Origin of the sequence: Blautia sp. AF17-9LB (assembly GCF_003479185.1) — a bacterium.
GTDB lineage: Bacteria > Bacillota > Clostridia > Lachnospirales > Lachnospiraceae > Fusicatenibacter > Fusicatenibacter saccharivorans.
This window is the reverse complement of the sequence record NZ_QUGU01000006.1, coordinates 167,045-184,424: the sequence shown is the minus strand read 5'-3', so window position 1 is coordinate 184,424 and position 17,380 is coordinate 167,045. Positions and strand designations below refer to the sequence as shown.

Here is a 17,380-nt window from a genome sequence, read left to right as displayed (position 1 = left end):
TAGTGTGGTAAAATAAAGGTAAATTTTAAGAAAAATTTATGAATGGAAGCGCAAAGAAGTCCTGATGACGGCGAAAAGGAAAAAGGCTTCCTTTGACAGGTGGTCCAAATAATGTTAATTATTTGGACCTTTTTATGTGAACTTCCTGAAATATTAACTCTCGTTTCGACATGTTCTTGCTTTAAGCCAGTTGTAGCATACTTTAAAAGGAATTTTATGAGAGTTAATTTTATAGGAAGTTCACATATATACTACCACAAAAGTAATTATCTTTCACTGACAACTATCCTAACACACAGGGGATTGAAAAAGTCATAAAGTTATGGTATAATCGAAAACAAAAGTTCATGAAAAATGAAAGAAGGAAGTATATGAACAACTCAAAACAAGATATATTGAACAACCTGATAAAAGAACCCTTCATCAATCAGCGTATCCTTGCCGCACAGACCGGCCATTCGCTTGGAATCGTCAATCGTTCGATCAAGGAACTGATTTCAGAAGGTTACCTGGATGAAGAGATCCGTCCGACGGAAAAGACACTGCGTGAGGCAAAAGAGAAAGCGCCGAAAAACGCCATTATCCTTGCCGCCGGATTTGGTATGCGGATGGTTCCGATTAATACAGAGACACCGAAAGGACTTCTGGAAATCAAGGGAGAGCGGCTGATAGAGCGCACAATCCGTCAGCTTCATGAAGTCGGCATTACAGAGATTTACGTCGTTGTCGGATTTATGAAAGAGCAGTATGAATATCTGATCGATGAATACGGCGTAGAATTGATCGTCGCTCCGGACTATGTGTCGAAAAACAATCTGCATTCCCTGAAAACGGCGGCAGCCCATTTATCAAACAGCTACATCATTCCCTGTGATATCTGGTGTGAAAAGAATCCATACAGCAGAAACGAATTATATTCCTGGTACATGGTCAGCGATCTGGTGGATGATGACAGTACCGTCCGCGTAAACCGGAAGCAGGAGCTGGTCGTACAGAAAGAACAGGCAGGCGGAAACGCGATGATCGGCATCTGTTATCTGCTGGAAACAGAAGCGGAGATCGTGCGGGAGCGTCTGGAAGAACTGGGAAGAGATTCCCGATACGACGGAGCGTTCTGGGAGGAAACCTTATACCGGAAAGACAGAATGATTGTGACCGCCCGTGTTGTACATGCAGCAGATGCCGTAGAAATTAATACTTATGAGCAGCTGCGTGAGATCGACAGCGATTCCAGCCAGCTGCAGACGGATGCCATTCAGGTGATCTGTGAAGCACTTGGAGCACAGCAGGACGAAGTAACAAACATTACAGTTCTGAAAAAAGGAATGACAAACCGATCCTTTTTATTCTCCTGTAAAGATAAAAAATACATTATGCGAATTCCGGGAGAGGGAACCGATCAGTTGATCAACCGCAGGCAGGAAGCCGCTGTATATCAGACGATCGCCGGCCGCAGGATCTGTGATGAGATTGCCTATATTAACCCGGAGAACGGCTACAAAATCACAGAATATCTCGAAGGTGCGCGGGTCTGCGATGCAGAAAATGAGGAAGATCTTCAGAAATGCATGAAGAAACTGCGGGAGTTTCACGGGCAGAAATTAAGAGTAGACCATTCCTTCGACCTGTTCGGACAGATGGAATACTATGAAAGCCTCTGGGAAGGAACTCCGTCAGCATATAAAGATTACGAAAAGACGAAAGCGCATGTGCTTCAGTTAAAGGATTACATCGAAGCAAATGCCGGAGAGTGGGTGCTCACTCACATTGATGCCGTGCCGGACAATTTTCTGTTTGTGGAAGAAAACGGAAAAGAGGAGATCCGCCTGATCGACTGGGAATACGCCGGAATGCAGGATCCGCATGTGGATATCGCAATGTTTTGTATCTATTCTCTCTACAAAAAAGAGCAGGTGGATCATCTGATTGATCTTTATTTTGAAGGAAACTGTGACGACAGAACACGCATAAAAATCTACTGCTACATCGCGGTCTGCGGTCTGCTCTGGAGCAACTGGTGCGAATATAAACGGAAATTAGGCGTGGAATTCGGAGAATATTCCCTGCGGCAGTACCGCTATGCAAAAGATTATTACAAAATAGTCCAGCAGGAACTGGGAGAGGAAGGAAAAGAAATATGTACAAAGTAGAGCGCGCCATTATTATGGCGGCAGGCCTCGGAAACCGGATGAAGCCGGTAACGTTAAAAACACCAAAACCGCTGGTCCGGGTAAACGGTGTGCGGATGATTGATACCGTCATCGATGGACTGCACAAAAACGGAATCACAGAAATTTACGTGGTAATCGGTTACCTCAAAGAACAGTTCCAGACACTGGAAGAGGAGTACCCGGGACTGAAACTGATCGACAATCCGTGGTACGATACCTGCAACAACATCGCATCGCTGTATGTGGCGCGGGAACATCTGGAAAATGCGATTATTCTTGATGGTGACCAGATCATCTATCATCCGGAAATTCTGGCACCGGAGTTTGAGCGATCCGGTTACAACAGCGTGTGGACCGATGATGAGACTGACGAGTGGCTGCAGACCGTGGAAAACGGCATTGTGACAGGCTGTAGCAGAACCGGCGGAAAGGGCGGATGGCAGCTATACAGCATTTCCCGATGGACAGCAGAAGATGGAAAGCGGCTGAAAGGCCATCTGGAGCAGGAGTTTGAAGTAAAGAAAAACCGTCAGATTTACTGGGACGATGTGGCAATGTTCTGTTATCCGAAAGAGTATCAGCTTGGCATCCGGCCAATGAAGGCAGAGGATATCATAGAAGTAGACAATTTCAGCGAGCTTGTTGCACTCGATGCATCGTATGCGGATTACGCAGAAAGGGAAGAAAATGAACAGTAAAAACCAACAGAAGAAAAAAGAAATCGACTGGATGATCACGCTGGTGCCTCTGGCGCTGATCGTTGCTCTATGTATCGTATTTTTCTTTGCACCGGAGCAGTCGAATCAGGTACTTGGCCAGATTCGATTTCTGTTTGGAGACACCTTTGGAACGTATTACCTGGTCATCGGACTTGGCATTTTCTTTCTGTCTCTGTTTCTGGCAGGCTCCAAATACGGAAATATTGTGCTTGGAAAGCCGGATGAAAAGCCAAAATATTCCTTTTTTGCATGGGGATGCATGATGTTTACCTGTGGTCTGGCAGCAGATATTCTGTTTTATTCGTTCTCTGAGTGGATTTTGTACGCAACAGATCCTCACATCGCAGAACTTGGCAGCATTCAGGACTGGGCAGGCGTATTTCCACTGTTTCACTGGAGCTTTATCCCGTGGGGATTCTATCTGGTACTGGCTGTTGCGTTTGGCTTTATGCTTCATGTAAGAAAACGAAACCGTCAGAAATACAGCGAGGCGTGCCGTCCGATTCTGGGAAAACAGACAGATGGAATTGGCGGCCGTCTGATTGACCTTCTGGCTGTCTTTGCACTGCTGGCCGGAACTGCTACCACTTTTAGTGTGGCAACTCCTCTGATGGCGGAAATCATCGGCGAGCTGTTCCATATGGAAGTCAGCAGAACTGTGATTAATATTATCATTCTTCTGATCACCTGCTGTGTTTATACCTATTCTCTTCTGCATGGATTCAAAGGAATCAGCATTCTGGCCAAGGTGTGCATTTATCTGTTTTTCGGACTTCTTGCCTTCGTCCTGCTGTTTGGGGGAGAGACGCGGTATATTATTGAAACTGGATTTTCTTCTCTTGGAAAAATGATTCAGAACTTTATCGGCTTATCGACGTATACGGACCCGATGCGTACGACAAACTTCCCACAGAACTGGACCATTTATTACTGGGCATACTGGATGGTATGGTGTGTGGCAGCACCGTTCTTCATTGGCAGCATTTCCCGCGGAAGAACCGTGCGCCAGACAATTCTCGGCGGATACGGTTTTGGTGTGGGTTCCACGCTTGTCAGCTTTATTATTCTTGGAAATTATTCGATGGGAAAGCAGATTTCAGGTGCAATTGATTTCATTTCGCAGTATAATGAAAATGGGGATTTATATCATCTGATCGTGTCGATGATCAAAACCATGCCGTGTGCACCGCTGATTATGGTTGTTGTATTAGTTACGATGGTTGCATTTTATGCGACATCGTTCGACTCGATCGCATTGACGGCATCGTGCTACAGCTACCGGAAACTGGAAGACGGCGAAGAGCCGGCAAAAGGAATTCAGCTGATGTGGTGTATCCTGCTGATCCTGCTTCCGATTGCACTTCTTTTTGCAGAGAGTTCCATGAACAGTCTGCAGTCTGTCAGTATCGTAGCGGCATTTCCGATCGGCATTGTGATCGTGATGATTGCGGTCAGCTTCTTAAAAGATGCAAAACTGTATTTAGAAGAATTGCAGGGAGGAAAAGCGCATGGAGAGGAGAAAAAAGAGAATCGTTAAACTGACAGCATTTTTGTTTCTGCTTGCGGCATCCATTTTTGTGATGCCGCAAAAGGCGTTTGCGGACGAAAATGAGGATGTTACATTGCCGACGGGCGATATTAAACCCATGGAACCACAGCAGGATGAGTCCGGGATTGATACATACGGGGCCGATGAAGGCGATGAGTTCAGCGGAACGGAGTATGAATTGTATACGGTTCTGGAGAATCGTGTGAAAGAAGCGATGCTGGCTGGAAATGAATGGGTATCCATTAAAGATTTAAAAATAAGAAGGGATACCTATGACTTAAGCTTTTATTATGGCTATTCGCCGTATTTTCCGAGTGATACGTATAATAGAATCATTGCCTGGTATGGTGATGCATACTATACAGGTTTGAGAATTACCAATACATTCGGAACACCGGAAGAAACCAAACAGATTTTTAATGCAGTGGATGAGAAACTGGCATCCATCTACAAACTGGTGAACAATTCCATGACAGATGAGCAGAAGGCGCTTGTAATTCACGATTATCTGGTATCGCATGCAGAGTATGATCTGAATTATAAGAATTATACCAGTTATGGTGTACTGATGGACGGAAGAGGTGTGTGTCAGTCGTATGCATTGGCCTATATGTATATTCTGAATCATTTGGGAATCGAAAATCCCCCATGGTTGAATGGAAGCGTTCAACCATGGGGGATTTTAATGGATGTTCCTCTTGCAGTCCCCACCATTTTGTGTTACCATAAAACACGCAAATAACCAACAGCAAGGAGTTCTATTTTACATGAACATTACCTCAAAATACCGTTCTCTTTCCGTCCAGGCGAAGGCGGCGCTTTGGTTTACGATCTGCAGTTTCTTACAGAAAGGCATTTCGTTCATCACAGTTCCGATTTTCACGCGTCTGATGAGCACCGAGGAGTACGGAACCTATACGGTTTATCTGTCCTGGCTGCAGATTTTGACGATTTTGACGTCGCTGTACTTATTTAATGGTGTTTACGACAACGCGATGGCAAAGTACGAGAAACAGCGGGATGAGTATACATCTGCAATGCAGGGACTGACACTTGTGATTACGGGTGCAGTTTTTGCATTGTATTGTTTTACGTCGGGTTTCTGGGAGAAGATTCTGAATCTGCCGAAATCCATGATTTTGTTGATGTTTCTGGAAGCGCTGCTGAGTCCGGCGCTTTCTTACTGGTCGGGGCGGCAGCGGTTTGAGTATCGGTACCGGATTCTGGTCTGCGTGACGATTCTGCAGGCGCTGATGAACCCGATCGCGAGCCTGGTGCTGATCCGTATCAACGGCGGTACGGCCATGATGCGGATCTTAGGTATCGTCGGGGTGCAGGTCTGCATCTGTGTGCCGATTATTGTGTTCCAGTTTTGCAAAGGAAAAGAGTTCTTTTCGAAGGAACACTGGGGCTACGCACTGCGGATCGGAATTCCGATTGTGCCGCATTATCTGTCCGGTATTATCCTGAATCAGGGCGACCGCATCATGATCGACAAGATGGTCGGAAAGACGGAAGTTGCGCTGTACGGGCTGGCGTACAGCATTGGTATGCTGGTGCAGCTTTTCATCAGCGGTATGAACAGTGCATTGACACCGTGGATGTACAGCAAGATCAAAAAGGGCGACATCCGCTCGATGCGGAAGGTGCTGCAGCTTCTTAGTATTGTAGTGGTCGGCATAGCCGTGGCGCTGATGCTGATCAGTCCGGAGCTGGTGCTGATTTTCGGATCGCCGAAGTACCGCGAGGCGGTGTACGTCATTCCGCCGGTGGCAGCGAGTGTGTTCTTTATCTTTATTTATAATATTCTCTCGATGCCGCAGTTCTATTATGAAAAAACACAGTTTCTGATGGCTGCATCCATGGCGGCGGCTGGAGCGAATGTGGTGCTGAACTTTATTTTTATCCGCCTGTTCGGTTACATCGCGGCCGGTTACACGACGCTGGCATGCTATATGCTGTATTCGGTCGGCCATTATATTGTGAGCAAACGGATTCTGGTGAACGAAGGAATCCAAGAAAATCTGATGAATCCAGGATTTCTTCTGGCGTGCTCCGTTTTTCTGATTGGAGCAAGCATCATCTGCAATCTTATTTTCCCGTACAGAATCCTGCGTTACGCGATTCTGCTCGCAAGTGCAGGGTTGGTCTTCTGGAAGAAAGAACTTCTGCTGAAGACGATGGCGGATATCCGGAAAAAATAAAAAAGTGGGGGAGGATTTGAAACGAATGTTCAGAGACTCCCCGTTTTTGTGCGTTTTTTCTTGACAGTCACAGAAAAAACGATACAATGAAAGAATGAAGAAAAGTAAGGCATTTTAATTAGAGAAGGAAAAATTACATGAGCACCAGTATTTCAATAAAAGAACTAAAAGAGCTCGATCCGTCAAGCTATCAGATCGTCGATATCCGCGATGCGGTAGAGATCTCCCACGGCGCGATTCCGGGAGCGCTTGTGATGAAGACAGAAGAAATCGAGACAAGTGATGCGATTGACCGGAGCAAAAAGACGATTATCTGCTGCAGCCGCGGCCGGTTCAGTGTCGCAGCGGCGGAAGAATTACAGGAAAAGGGCTGGGACGCTGTGAGCCTGGAGGGCGGTTACATCGCCTGGCTGATGGATGTGATGAGCGCGCCGGAGGAGCAGGACAAGGCGGCAGACGTGGAGAAGAGTCTCCGCAAAAAATTCAAAAAGTCGATCTGGTCCAAATTTACGAAAGCGATCAACACATACGAGCTGGTAAAACCGGGCGATAAAATCGCTGTCTGTATTTCCGGCGGAAAAGATTCGATGTTGATGGCGAAATGCTTTCAGGAGTTAAAGCTTCACAATAAATTTGATTTCGAAGTAAAATTCGTTGTCATGGACCCGGGATACAGCCCGGAGAACCGCAAGGTGATCGAGGATAACGCAAAGAGCCTCCATATTCCGATCACGATTTTCGAGACCGATATTTTCGATTCGGTTTACCATGTCGAAAATTCGCCGTGTTACCTCTGCGCGAGAATGCGCCGCGGCCATCTGTACCATTTTGCACAGCAGCTTGGCTGCAACAAGATCGCACTTGGCCATCATTACGATGATGTCATTGAGACAATCCTCATGGGAATGCTCTACGGTGCGCAGGTGCAGACGATGATGCCGAAGCTTCACAGCATCCACTTCGAGGGCATGGAGCTGATCCGCCCGCTGTATCTGGTGCGCGAGGATGATATCAAGGCGTGGAGAGATTATAACGGTCTGCATTTTATCCAGTGTGCCTGCAAGTTTACCGATACCTGCACGACCTGCAATAACGAGGAGAATCGTTCGAAACGCGTGGAGATCAAGGAACTGATCAAAAACCTGAAAAAGGTGAATCCGTTCGTGGAGAGCAATATTTTCCGCAGTGTCGAAAATGTCAACATTGACACCGTGGTCGGCTACAAGCAGCACGGCATCCGCCACAATTTCCTGGAAGGATACGACGACAATCCGGGGTATGTGCCGGAGGCAGAAAAAGCGGCGGCGGAGACGGAATAAAAAGAAGGAACTCTATGCACAGAAAAATAGAAGAAACGCCGGAGCGGGAGAAAATGCTGATCCGGCTGAAAGAGCTCCGTCTGGAACGCGGTTACTCGATGACGCAGGCGGCGCGGAAGATTTTCAGTCACCCGGACACCTACAACCGGTATGAAAAAGGCATTCGTGAGATTCCGCTGGATTCGCTGATGCTGCTGGCGAAGACGTATGACTGCAGTCTCGACTATCTGGCAGGTGTTTCAGACCGGCCGAGAAAATATGGAAGGTGATGCAGATGGCAATTCCTCTTTATCTGACGACGATTGAACAGGATATTTTTGATACATTCCGGTATCTGCCGCATGCCGTTGCAGTCGGTGTCGGCTTTGTGACGGTTGCAGCAGCGTGGAAAAACCAGCAGATGATAAAGAAACAAAAACGGCTGGAGCATGCGCATGCGGTTCCTGGCACCCAGCTTCTGCTGTGGTTTCTGGTAGCAGTCTATTTTGCGATGATGCTTTCTATTACGCTGTTTTCCAGAGAACCGGGTTCGAGAACGGGCGTGGATGTGAAGCTGTTTGAAACCTGGGGAAACCAGCGGCTGCCGGACCGGTATTTTGTGGAAAATATTCTGCTGTTTCTCCCGTTCGGCGTATTGCTGCCGGCGGCGGTTCCGTCTCTTCGGAAAGGATGGTGCTGCGTCTATGCGGCGTTTTCCACAAGCATGATGCTGGAAACAGTGCAGCTCTTAACAGAGCGCGGCTACTGCCAGTTAGATGATGTTGTGACGAATACGCTTGGAGCAGCCATCGGGTATCTGGTGTTTGCACTGGTGCGGAAATGTTGGAGAGGGAAGATAGAAGAATAGAAGGAAAACAAGAAGGCTCTGCCCAAATGGACAGAGCTTTTTTCTTCCCTGTTTTTATAGCAAGACCCGAAAATAATGCAAAAAATTCAGCACCGCAGAGCGTGAATTACTGCGTCACAGATTTTCGTCGTACCCCGGCACGCCTTCAAATCTGTTCCTTGCAATTCGCGCTCTGCAGCACTGCCTTTTTTGCATTATTTTCGGGTCTTGCTATAGATGGAAGTGCAGGAGAGTTAATCCACCCGTTCTTTCCCCCAGAAAAACAATGCCACGGTTCCCGGCCCTGTGTGGCTGCCGATGGTGGTTCCGATGTTGTTGATCTCGACTTTTCCGTTCAGATTGGGAAAGCGTTCCTCGATAAGATCCGCAACGGCCCGCGCATCGTCGTAGCAGGCGGACTGGGAAATGTAGCATTTGCCGGAGTAGGAGAGGCCGCCCTCGGCGTTTTCTTCCATCTGGTCGACGATTTTTTTGATGACTTTTTTCTTCGTACGGATTTTGAACCGCGGAATCAGCCGTCCTTCGTTGTCCATGTTGAGCAGCGGGCAGATGCCGAGGAGGCCGCCGATTGCGCCGGAGGCTTTGGAGATGCGGCCGCCGCGCACGTAGAAGGTGAGGTCCGTGGAGAAGAACCAGTGATGGACTTTGAGGCGGTTTTTCATCGCAAAATCGTAAACCTCTTCCAGCGGTTTTCCTTCATCGCGCAGGTCGGCAAGGCGGTCCATCAGAAGACCATAGCCGGAGGAAGCGCCGAGGGAATCCACGATGAGGATTTTCCGTTCCGGGTAGCGCTCTTCAAGGTCGGCTTTGGCGATCATCGCAGAATTCAGGACACCGGAAATGCCGGAGGAGAGGCAGACGTGGAGAATGTCTTTGCCGTCCTGCAGGAATGTTTCAAAATAGGCTTCAAATTCATCGGCATTCACCTGGGATGTTTTCGTGAAAGCGCCGGCGGCCATGGCGGCATAGAACTGATCGAACGGCATGGACTTGCCGAGATCATCCGCGTACTCGGTGTCATTTAATTTGTAATGGAAACAGATGTATGAGATTTCCCGTTTGGAGAAATGTTCTTCGGTAAGGTCTGCCGTAGAGCAGCAGCTGATGACATAGGAACTCATAAAATAATCCCTCCTTGTAAAAATGAAAGTAAGAACTCTGGTTTCTGTGCCTATTGTAGCATTCCGAATGGGAAAAGGCAACTGCGGAACGTGATTATATCCGTAATGAAAGGGGAAGCGAAATGGTGTCAAGCCTTGTATTTGCGGTGCGGCCTGTGGTAGAATAGAACTATGAGAATACGAAAATACAAGGAGGTTTTTGCATATGCAGAATTATTCAGGAGAAGAAGGGCTGCAGTATCATCTGCAGATCCGAAAAGGCGATGTGGGACGGTATGTGATTCTGCCGGGAGATCCCAAACGGTGTAAAAAAATTGCAGCTTACTTTGAGAACCCGGTGCTCGTCGCAGACAGCCGGGAATTTGTGACTTATACGGGTACTTTGGACGGTGTAAAGGTTTCCGTTACATCTACCGGCATCGGCGGTCCGTCGGCTTCCATCGCGATGGAAGAGCTGATCCAGTGCGGCGCCGATACGTTTATCCGCGTCGGAACATGCGGCGGTATGGCACTCGATGTAGAGGGCGGCGATATCGTGGTGGCAACGGGAGCGATCCGTGCGGAGGGAACGTCAAAGGAATACGCACCGATCGAGTTCCCGGCAGTCGCAGACCTTACCGTGACGAATGCGCTGGTGCAGGCGGCAAAGAATCTTGGGAAAAAATGGCATGCGGGCGTGGTACAGTGCAAGGATTCCTTCTACGGCCAGCACGACCCGGAGCAGATGCCGGTCGGCGATGAGCTGCTGAAAAAATGGGATGCATGGATGAAGCTTGGATGCAAAGCGTCAGAGATGGAATCGGCGGCACTCTTTATCGTGGCAAGTGCCCGCGGCGTCCGTGCCGGATCGGATTTTCTTGTGATGGGAAATCAGGAGAGAGTGAAACGCGGCATGGAGAACCACATTACGCACGATACGGAAGGTGCGATTCAGGTAGCCATCGAGGCACTGCGGATTCTGATCCGGGAAGATCAGAAATAAGAAAGAAAAAATAAGGGGATACTGGAAAGGGGATGCTGGATATGAAACAGGAAATCAGTACAGAAATAAAACAGGAGCTGGTAAAACAGGCTCTGGCAGCGCGGAAATTTGCGTATGTGCCGTATTCGAAATTCCGCGTAGGCGCGGCGGTTCTGGCAAAGAATGGAGCGATTTATACCGGTTGCAACATTGAAAATGCGGCGTATACACCGACAAACTGCGCGGAGCGCACCGCGGTCTTCAAAGCCGTATCCGAGGGCATAACGGAATTTGACGCGATCGCCGTCTGCGGCGGCCCGGGAGAGGCAGAGCCGGAGGATTTCTGCACACCGTGCGGTGTCTGCCGCCAGGTCCTGCGGGAATTCGTTGATCCGAACGAATTTCTCGTCCTTCTCTGCAAGGGCGACGGTTCCTGGAAAGAAATGACACTCGAGGAGCTGCTGCCAATGGGATTCGGAAAAGAAAATTTATAAACAGAAGGCGGAAAAGAAAAAATCCAGGGCAGGTACGGAAAGTACCGTATGCCCTGGATTTTTTATGTCCAAGATATAAAAATTATTTACTGAAATTTCGGCTCACAGGTCAGATCGCATCCCAGACGCTGGAACATTTTGCGGTCCACATCGGAGAGCATAACGCTGGAGTGCACCTGGCAGCCCTTTAACTGCGGCAGGCAGGAGAGTGCTTTCTGTGCATCCTCGCTCTGTGCAGCGGTAGCGGACAGGGCGATCAGAACTTCGTCAGTATGGAGACGCGGATTTTTGCTTCCGAGATACTTTGTTTTCAGTGTCTGGATCGGAGCGATGGATTCCGGTGAGAGAACGTGTACGTCGTGTTCAATACCGGAAAGGTCTTTTAAAGCATTCAGCAGAAGTGCTGCGCTTGAGCCGAGCAGATCGCTTGTCTTTCCGGTGATGATGCGTCCGTCCAAAAGCTCCATGGCAGCAGCCGGTGCGCCGGTCGCTTCAGCGCGGACAAGAGCCGGGGAAACGGTGGTGCGGTCTGCGGCAACGATGTTCTCCTGTTTCATCAGAAGCTCGATTTTGTAAGCCTCTGTCTCGGAACGGGAACCGTCTGCGATGCCGTCCACAGCGTTATAGTAGCGGCGGATGATCTCCTGGCGGGAAGCCTCGCAGCATGCGGCATCATCGACAATGCAGTTTCCGGCCATGTTGACACCCATGTCGGTCGGGGATTTGTATGGGCTCTCGCCGAAAATCTGCTGGAAAATGGCGCGCAGAACCGGGAAAATCTCAACATCACGGTTATAGTTGACGGTTGTTACATCGTATGCCTCAAGATGGAACGGGTCGATCATGTTGACATCGTTCAGATCGGCGGTAGCAGCCTCATAGGCCAGGTTGACCGGGTGCTTCAGCGGCAGATTCCAGATCGGGAAGGTTTCATATTTGGCATAGCCGGCGTTTACACCGCGTTTGTGCTCGTGGTAAAGCTGGGAAAGACAGGTTGCCATCTTTCCGCTTCCCGGTCCCGGTGCGGTAACGACAACGAGCGGGCGTGTCGTTTCGATGTATTCGTTCTTTCCATATCCCTCATCGCTTACGATCAGCGGTACATTGTGCGGGTAGCCCGGAATTGTGTAGTGAATGTAAACCGGGATGCCGAGCTTTTGCAGTCTCTTTTTAAAGGCATCTGCGCTGTGCTGGCCGGAATACTGGGTAATTACTACGCTTCCGACGTAGAGGCCGCGTCCGCGGAACTCGTCGATCAGACGGAGTACATCACTGTCGTAGGTGATGCCGAGGTCACCGCGGATTTTGTTTTTCTCAATATCGGATGCGGAAATTGCCATAACAATCTCGGCCTGATCGGAAAGCTGCATCAGCATGCGCAGTTTTGCGTCCGGTGCAAAGCCCGGAAGAACGCGGGATGCGTGGAAATCGTCGAACAGCTTTCCACCGAATTCCAGATACAGCTTGTTGTCAAACTGGTTGATGCGGTCGCGGATGTGCTCGGACTGCATTTTCAGGTATTTTTCATTGTCAAATCCAATTTTCATGGTATTTTTCTCCCTTTTTTCCATGGTATTTGTTTGAAAGAAACGGATCATTCCTGCAGGGATGATGCAAAGTTTTCCCCATTGGGTTCTGAAGAGTTACAAACAACTGATTTTATTTTACTATAGAGAAAAGTCACGTGCAAGAAAAAAATGCGGCAGGAATAGAAGCGATTCAGAAAAAGCACTCCTTCGCGCAAGCATGATTCGCGATTTTTCCGGAATTTCGCATGGATCTGAATCGTTACAAAAAAAATCTCCCCAAAAGGAGAGAGGCCGGGACTTGGTTGAAGCCCCGGCGGTATGAAAAAGAAATCTATCTATTAGAAAGGTTGGCGTTGGAGACGTGCTTCCAGAAATGCTTTGCCGTCTCCGGTTTATTTATAGAGAAACAATGGAGGTTGTTTTTTACTTCCTTTGTTGTTGATAAGATTAGTATACGGGAAAATTGTGACCAGAATGTGTACACGGGATAAAGCTTTTCTGAAGAGAACATGAAAACAAAAGGAAGAAAATCTGACGGAATTGTAAAGAAGTAGTCAAAAAGGATTCATGCACCGTGGAAAAGGCGCATAAAATGCAGGAGAAGAAAAAGAGCATTTCCGGCAGGAAAACCGATAAGACCGGAAAACCGGCTATCTGGCAGCTGCGGGGAAGAGGTTTCTATGCCGGAAATGAAAAGGAAGAGAAAAATTTGCAGAGCGTGATTCTGGATATGGTCAACCGTTTTGGCTATCTTGGTATTCTGATTCTGATTGCGGTGGAAAATGTATTTCCACCGATTCCCTCCGAGGTGATTCTGACCTTTGGCGGTTTTCTGACAACGTGTACTCGGCTGCACCCGGCGGGGGTTGTGCTGGCATCTACGGCGGGCTCACTGCTTGGCGCGCTGGTGCTGTACGGAGCCGGAACCCTCGTCAGCCCGGAAGGGCTTGCCGAGCTGCTCGAGAGCCGGCCGATGAAGCTTCTGGGGTTTCGGGCAGAGGATGCCTGGAAGACCATTGCCTGGTTTCAGAAAAAGGGGCAGCGGGCTGTGCTGCTCGGCCGATGCATTCCGATCATCCGAAGTCTCATCTCGGTTCCGGCCGGCATGGCGGGGATGAAGATGCCGGGATTTCTGCTATATACCATAGTCGGGAGTACGGTCTGGAATCTTCTTCTGGTTGGCATCGGTGCAGCGGTCGGCGCTGCATGGGAGCAGGCGGCAGAATATGTGAAGCTGTATGCGGATGTGGTTTTCCTTATTTTAATGGTGGGAACCGTATGCTTTCCGGCATTCCATTTATATAGGAAGAAACACCGTCAAAAATAATAGGATGCATGAAATCATGCATGATATGCAAAAAATATGCTTGCAATTTAGCAATAAGTGTGCTAAGATTCATCTCAACAAATAAAAGGGAGTAGCGAAACGCCGCGGGATCTGAAATAAAAACATCCCGTGCGGGTTTGAAACCGTCAGCCGATGTTGAGAAACATCCGTATCAAATGAGAACGCAAGACTTTTATTGTGGCAGATGTCATGATAGGAGTCTTTTTTTATCCTTCGACTCCTGAATACCAAATATGAACTGCCATCCGTTGCCAGCGAAAGAAGCGTGGCGGAGAGAGAGGAATGTATGAGCAGCCAAAGAGTAAAAAAAGAATTGTACGAAACTGCAATGACAGGAGAAAAGGCACTGACCAGCCTGATGTATGTACAGATGACACTGTATGCAGCAAAAAGCCAGAAAACGTATGCCAGGGTGCGAAGCGAGGGGCGTGCAAGGATGCGCCACATGGGGCTTCATATGAATCAGTATTTAAGAGCGGCAGGAAAGGATCTGGAAAGCTTTCGAAACCGTCTGAAAGAGACACATCTGCCGGAAGAGCTTCAGTCAAAGGCAGAAACATTTCTGGTCCAGACGGTACATGCGCTGGATGTGACGGAGAAAAAACAGATGTACCGCAGGGAACTGATCGGGATGGAAGAGAAAGTAAAGGAAACAGCAGAACAGATCGAGGAGCTGCTGAAAAGCATGCGGGAGCTTGGAGTATAAGTCACCGTCTGGCAGGCTCTGCGTGACCCGTAACGTGTAGTATCCGCAGGGGAGTCGGCGAAGGGGAATGCGCATGGTGGACTTTTCAAAAACAAAATGTTAAGATAAAACATATGGTAATGATTCAGAGCCATGCGAAATAGAAGAGAAGATGCAGGAAAGAAAAGGAGTAAGAAACGTGGCAGAAGAAATTGCAATGAAGGTGATCGCCCGAATCCACACGGATTTCCCGGAAAAATTCGGGATTCCGAGGCAGAGCGGACTGATCGAAGAACTAAAGAGTATGATCGTTTTTGAACCGGAGTTCCGCGATGCAAATGCACTGAGGGGGCTGGAAGAATATTCCCATCTCTGGTTGATCTGGGAGTTTTCGGAAGCCGTGCGGGATACCTGGTCTCCGATGGTGCGGCCGCCGCGGCTTGGCGGAAATAAGCGTGTCGGCGTATTTGCTACGCGTTCGCCGTTCCGTCCGAATCCGATCGGTCTTTCTTCGGTAAAGCTGGAATATGTGGAGCAGCATCCGTCGCTTGGTCCGGTATTGCACCTTACGGGAGCAGATCTGATGGACGGCACACCGATTCTGGATATCAAACCGTATCTGCCGCATGTAGACAGTCACGTGGAGGCACTTGGCAGCTTTACGGAAAAGACGAAAGAATACTTTATTCCGGTTGAGATTCCGGACGAGCTGCTGGAAAAGGTTCCGGCAGACCACCGTGCGGCGCTGAAAAAAGTGCTGGAGCAGGATCCGCGTCCATCGTATCAGAACAGCGAAGAACGCGTCTACGGACTTTCCTTTGCGGGAATGGAAATCAAATTCCAGGTAAAGGACGAGGTACTGCATGTTGTGGGAGTAGAAATGTGAGGAAGAAATAAAGATCGGGAGAAAAGACCGAAAGCAAGGATCGAAAGCAAAGATCAAAAGCGAAGATCAAAAGCAAAGATCAAAAGCAAGGATTAAAAGCAAAGATCGAGAGAAGAGACCAAAAGCAAGGATTAAGAGAAAAGATAGGAAGAAAAAATGGAACGAAATGTAGAGATAGATAAAATTTCAGATGGAAAACGATACGGAGCTAATGATCTTGTAAAAGTGGGCTGCGACGACTGCCGCGGATGCTCCGCCTGCTGTCATGGGATGGGAGATTCGATTGTACTCGACCCGATGGATGTCTACCGCCTGGAGAAAAAGCTGGGAAAGACGATGGAAGAGATTTTGCTGGCTGGGAACGTGGCGCTTCGTGTCGTGGACGGTGTTATTCTGCCACATCTGAAGATGACAGAGCAGTCAGACCGGTGCAGCTTTTTAAATGAAGAAGGCCGCTGCAGCATCCACGATGCACGCCCGGGCTTCTGTCGGATGTTTCCGCTGGGTCGGCTGTATGAGGATGGAACATTTTCTTATTTCCTTCAGGTGAACGAATGTCCGAAGGAGAACAAGACAAAGGTCAAGGTCCGCCGCTGGCTCGATACGCCGGAGCTTGGGAAATACGAAGCCTTTACGACAAAATGGCATTATTATCTGAAGGAAAAACAGAATGCGGCGCGCGAAAGCGAGGACGATGCATTCCGGCAGCAGATCAGCATGAACATTCTGAAGCTGTTTTATCTGCTTCCGTATGACGGAAATACAGATTTTTATACACAGTTTGCAGATCGAATGGAGCTTGCAGCAGACAAGCATTAAGCAAAAACATATATTAACAGGAGAGGCTGTCGCACGAAGCGAAAACACTACAAAATCTATATTTTGTGGAAATTTTTCTTCGTGCGGCAGCCCTCCTGTTTTTTTATATCGTTTCGTAGGAAAACTTTCCTGCTCCGGCGTAGACCAGGAAGGCTTCCCGGGTCTCACGCCTCCGTCGACGGCTGCAGAAAATGATCTGCCCGTTTTTCAGCAGAATTTCGCCGGTTACCTGTACAAGGGAAACATGGGCAAAGTTGATCAGCAGACCTTTTCCGCCGTGGAAAAAACGATCACTTGGTGTAAGGCAGACCGTCAGGTCGGTAAACGTGCAGCGGGTTGTAAAATCTCCCTGAATGGTGTGGAGAATCAGTCGGTGCTGGCAGGCCTCAACGTAAATCAGGTCGTCGAGCGCCAGCCGGTATTTTTGGGAAACACCCTGTGAGATAATGACTGGAATTTCGAGCAGAACAGCATCGTTCGGATCGAGTGGGAATATTAATTTGGAATACAAGAAAACACCTCCTGGAAAGCATACCGTTTGCGTCGAAGTGCAGCCGTTCGAGTCGAAGCGGTTGTCCGGCGCAAAGAAACATGATAGGGTACAAAATAAAAGTAGGAGGGAGCATTACAGCAAACGTCATAAAATTACAAAATGTAGTTTAGCATAGTGGCAGGATCTCATTCAAGCCGAATTGCCGCACTTCTGTTAAAATCGTTCGACAGATAAC

General features: G+C 48.4%; 17 protein-coding genes. 14 read left to right on the top strand and 3 right to left on the bottom strand.

From position 1 onward, the window contains the following. Positions 1–371: 371 nt before the first annotated feature. From DWX00_RS08575 to DWX00_RS08540, 8 genes are all read left to right on the top strand, one after another. Positions 372–2,150 (top strand): phosphotransferase, encoded by a 1,779-nt coding sequence (locus tag DWX00_RS08575; protein WP_118595042.1) that lies wholly within the window; start codon positions 372–374, stop codon positions 2,148–2,150. Beyond that, positions 2,138–2,869: an NTP transferase domain-containing protein gene (locus tag DWX00_RS08570; RefSeq protein ID WP_118595041.1), complete on the top strand. Its 732-nt coding sequence runs from the start codon at positions 2,138–2,140 to the stop codon at positions 2,867–2,869. Before DWX00_RS08575 ends, DWX00_RS08570 begins: the two co-directional genes overlap by 13 nt. Continuing rightward, positions 2,859–4,427: a BCCT family transporter gene (locus DWX00_RS08565; RefSeq protein WP_055266487.1), complete on the top strand. Its 1,569-nt coding sequence runs from the start codon at positions 2,859–2,861 to the stop codon at positions 4,425–4,427. The genes DWX00_RS08570 and DWX00_RS08565 overlap by 11 nt, the downstream gene beginning before the upstream one ends. Further along, positions 4,399–5,181 (top strand): transglutaminase domain-containing protein, encoded by a 783-nt coding sequence (locus DWX00_RS08560; RefSeq protein WP_118595040.1) that lies wholly within the window; start codon positions 4,399–4,401, stop codon positions 5,179–5,181. The genes DWX00_RS08565 and DWX00_RS08560 overlap by 29 nt, the downstream gene beginning before the upstream one ends. Before the next feature lie 25 nt (positions 5,182–5,206). Continuing rightward, positions 5,207–6,643: a lipopolysaccharide biosynthesis protein gene (locus DWX00_RS08555; RefSeq protein WP_158578781.1), complete on the top strand. Its 1,437-nt coding sequence runs from the start codon at positions 5,207–5,209 to the stop codon at positions 6,641–6,643. 137 nt (positions 6,644–6,780) lie between these two features. Continuing rightward, positions 6,781–7,962, top strand: a complete 1,182-nt coding sequence (locus DWX00_RS08550; RefSeq protein WP_055220425.1) for an ATP-binding protein — start codon at positions 6,781–6,783, stop codon at positions 7,960–7,962. Positions 7,963–7,976: 14 nt separating this feature from the next. After that, positions 7,977–8,231 carry a helix-turn-helix domain-containing protein gene (locus tag DWX00_RS08545; protein ID WP_117804762.1) on the top strand — a complete coding sequence of 85 codons (255 nt, stop codon included), beginning with the start codon at positions 7,977–7,979 and terminating at the stop codon, positions 8,229–8,231. A gap of 5 nt (positions 8,232–8,236) precedes the next feature. Next, positions 8,237–8,809 (top strand): VanZ family protein, encoded by a 573-nt coding sequence (locus DWX00_RS08540; RefSeq protein ID WP_117760622.1) that lies wholly within the window; start codon positions 8,237–8,239, stop codon positions 8,807–8,809. A gap of 233 nt (positions 8,810–9,042) precedes the next feature. Here DWX00_RS08540 and DWX00_RS08535 read toward each other — a convergent pair whose 3' ends face one another. Next, positions 9,043–9,930 carry a DegV family protein gene (locus DWX00_RS08535; protein WP_118595038.1) on the bottom strand — a complete coding sequence of 296 codons (888 nt, stop codon included), beginning with the start codon at positions 9,928–9,930 and terminating at the stop codon, positions 9,043–9,045. Positions 9,931–10,135: 205 nt separating this feature from the next. On the opposite strand from DWX00_RS08535, the gene udp reads away from it, so the two are divergent. Both udp and DWX00_RS08525 read left to right on the top strand, forming a co-directional pair. Next, the gene (gene udp / locus DWX00_RS08530) at positions 10,136–10,912 is read left to right on the top strand and encodes a uridine phosphorylase (RefSeq protein ID WP_055220432.1); all 777 of its coding nucleotides are present in this window, start codon (positions 10,136–10,138) and stop codon (positions 10,910–10,912) included. A 41-nt stretch (positions 10,913–10,953) separates the two neighbouring features. Beyond that, positions 10,954–11,385, top strand: a complete 432-nt coding sequence (locus DWX00_RS08525; protein WP_117760908.1) for a cytidine deaminase — start codon at positions 10,954–10,956, stop codon at positions 11,383–11,385. An 86-nt stretch (positions 11,386–11,471) separates the two neighbouring features. Here DWX00_RS08525 and DWX00_RS08520 read toward each other — a convergent pair whose 3' ends face one another. Beyond that, positions 11,472–12,932, bottom strand: coding sequence for a DUF1846 domain-containing protein (locus DWX00_RS08520; protein WP_117509441.1), 1,461 nt, complete (start codon positions 12,930–12,932; stop codon positions 11,472–11,474). A 574-nt stretch (positions 12,933–13,506) separates the two neighbouring features. Between DWX00_RS08520 and DWX00_RS08510 the strand changes: the two genes are divergently transcribed. The 4 genes from DWX00_RS08510 (at position 13,507) to DWX00_RS08495 (ending at position 16,652) form a co-directional block, all read left to right on the top strand. After that, a complete protein-coding gene (locus DWX00_RS08510) occupies positions 13,507–14,241 on the top strand; it encodes a DedA family protein (protein WP_319638341.1) in 735 nt (244 codons plus the stop codon). Between the two features lie 307 nt (positions 14,242–14,548). Beyond that, complete coding sequence (locus tag DWX00_RS08505; RefSeq protein ID WP_022461019.1) at positions 14,549–14,968, top strand: hypothetical protein; 420 nt, start codon at positions 14,549–14,551, stop codon at positions 14,966–14,968. A 178-nt stretch (positions 14,969–15,146) separates the two neighbouring features. Then, positions 15,147–15,833, top strand: coding sequence for a tRNA (N6-threonylcarbamoyladenosine(37)-N6)-methyltransferase TrmO (tsaA, locus tag DWX00_RS08500; protein WP_022461018.1), 687 nt, complete (start codon positions 15,147–15,149; stop codon positions 15,831–15,833). A 156-nt stretch (positions 15,834–15,989) separates the two neighbouring features. Continuing rightward, the gene (locus tag DWX00_RS08495; protein ID WP_117802034.1) at positions 15,990–16,652 is read left to right on the top strand and encodes a YkgJ family cysteine cluster protein; all 663 of its coding nucleotides are present in this window, start codon (positions 15,990–15,992) and stop codon (positions 16,650–16,652) included. Between the two features lie 103 nt (positions 16,653–16,755). Here the strand turns inward: DWX00_RS08495 and DWX00_RS08490 are convergent, their stop codons facing one another. After that, positions 16,756–17,163 carry a LytTR family DNA-binding domain-containing protein gene (locus DWX00_RS08490; RefSeq protein WP_022461016.1) on the bottom strand — a complete coding sequence of 136 codons (408 nt, stop codon included), beginning with the start codon at positions 17,161–17,163 and terminating at the stop codon, positions 16,756–16,758. Between the last annotated feature and the right edge of the window lie 217 nt (positions 17,164–17,380).

Excerpts from the sequence above, each read along its gene's own strand:
- DWX00_RS08555 (WP_158578781.1), top strand. The coding sequence starts at position 5,207 with ATGAACATTACCTCAAAATACCGTTCTCTTTCCGTCCAGGCGAAGGCG.
- DWX00_RS08550 (WP_055220425.1), top strand. The coding sequence starts at position 6,781 with ATGAGCACCAGTATTTCAATAAAAGAACTAAAAGAGCTCGATCCGTCA.
- DWX00_RS08495 (WP_117802034.1), top strand. The coding sequence starts at position 15,990 with ATGGAACGAAATGTAGAGATAGATAAAATTTCAGATGGAAAACGATAC.
- DWX00_RS08545 (WP_117804762.1), top strand. The coding sequence starts at position 7,977 with ATGCACAGAAAAATAGAAGAAACGCCGGAGCGGGAGAAAATGCTGATC.
- DWX00_RS08510 (WP_319638341.1), top strand. The coding sequence starts at position 13,507 with ATGCAGGAGAAGAAAAAGAGCATTTCCGGCAGGAAAACCGATAAGACC.
- DWX00_RS08560 (WP_118595040.1), top strand. The coding sequence starts at position 4,399 with ATGGAGAGGAGAAAAAAGAGAATCGTTAAACTGACAGCATTTTTGTTT.
- DWX00_RS08520 (WP_117509441.1), bottom strand. The coding sequence starts at position 12,932 with ATGAAAATTGGATTTGACAATGAAAAATACCTGAAAATGCAGTCCGAG.
- udp (WP_055220432.1), top strand. The coding sequence starts at position 10,136 with ATGCAGAATTATTCAGGAGAAGAAGGGCTGCAGTATCATCTGCAGATC.
- DWX00_RS08565 (WP_055266487.1), top strand. The coding sequence starts at position 2,859 with ATGAACAGTAAAAACCAACAGAAGAAAAAAGAAATCGACTGGATGATC.
- DWX00_RS08540 (WP_117760622.1), top strand. The coding sequence starts at position 8,237 with ATGGCAATTCCTCTTTATCTGACGACGATTGAACAGGATATTTTTGAT.
- DWX00_RS08570 (WP_118595041.1), top strand. The coding sequence starts at position 2,138 with ATGTACAAAGTAGAGCGCGCCATTATTATGGCGGCAGGCCTCGGAAAC.
- DWX00_RS08575 (WP_118595042.1), top strand. The coding sequence starts at position 372 with ATGAACAACTCAAAACAAGATATATTGAACAACCTGATAAAAGAACCC.
- DWX00_RS08525 (WP_117760908.1), top strand. The coding sequence starts at position 10,954 with ATGAAACAGGAAATCAGTACAGAAATAAAACAGGAGCTGGTAAAACAG.
- DWX00_RS08505 (WP_022461019.1), top strand. The coding sequence starts at position 14,549 with ATGAGCAGCCAAAGAGTAAAAAAAGAATTGTACGAAACTGCAATGACA.
- DWX00_RS08535 (WP_118595038.1), bottom strand. The coding sequence starts at position 9,930 with ATGAGTTCCTATGTCATCAGCTGCTGCTCTACGGCAGACCTTACCGAA.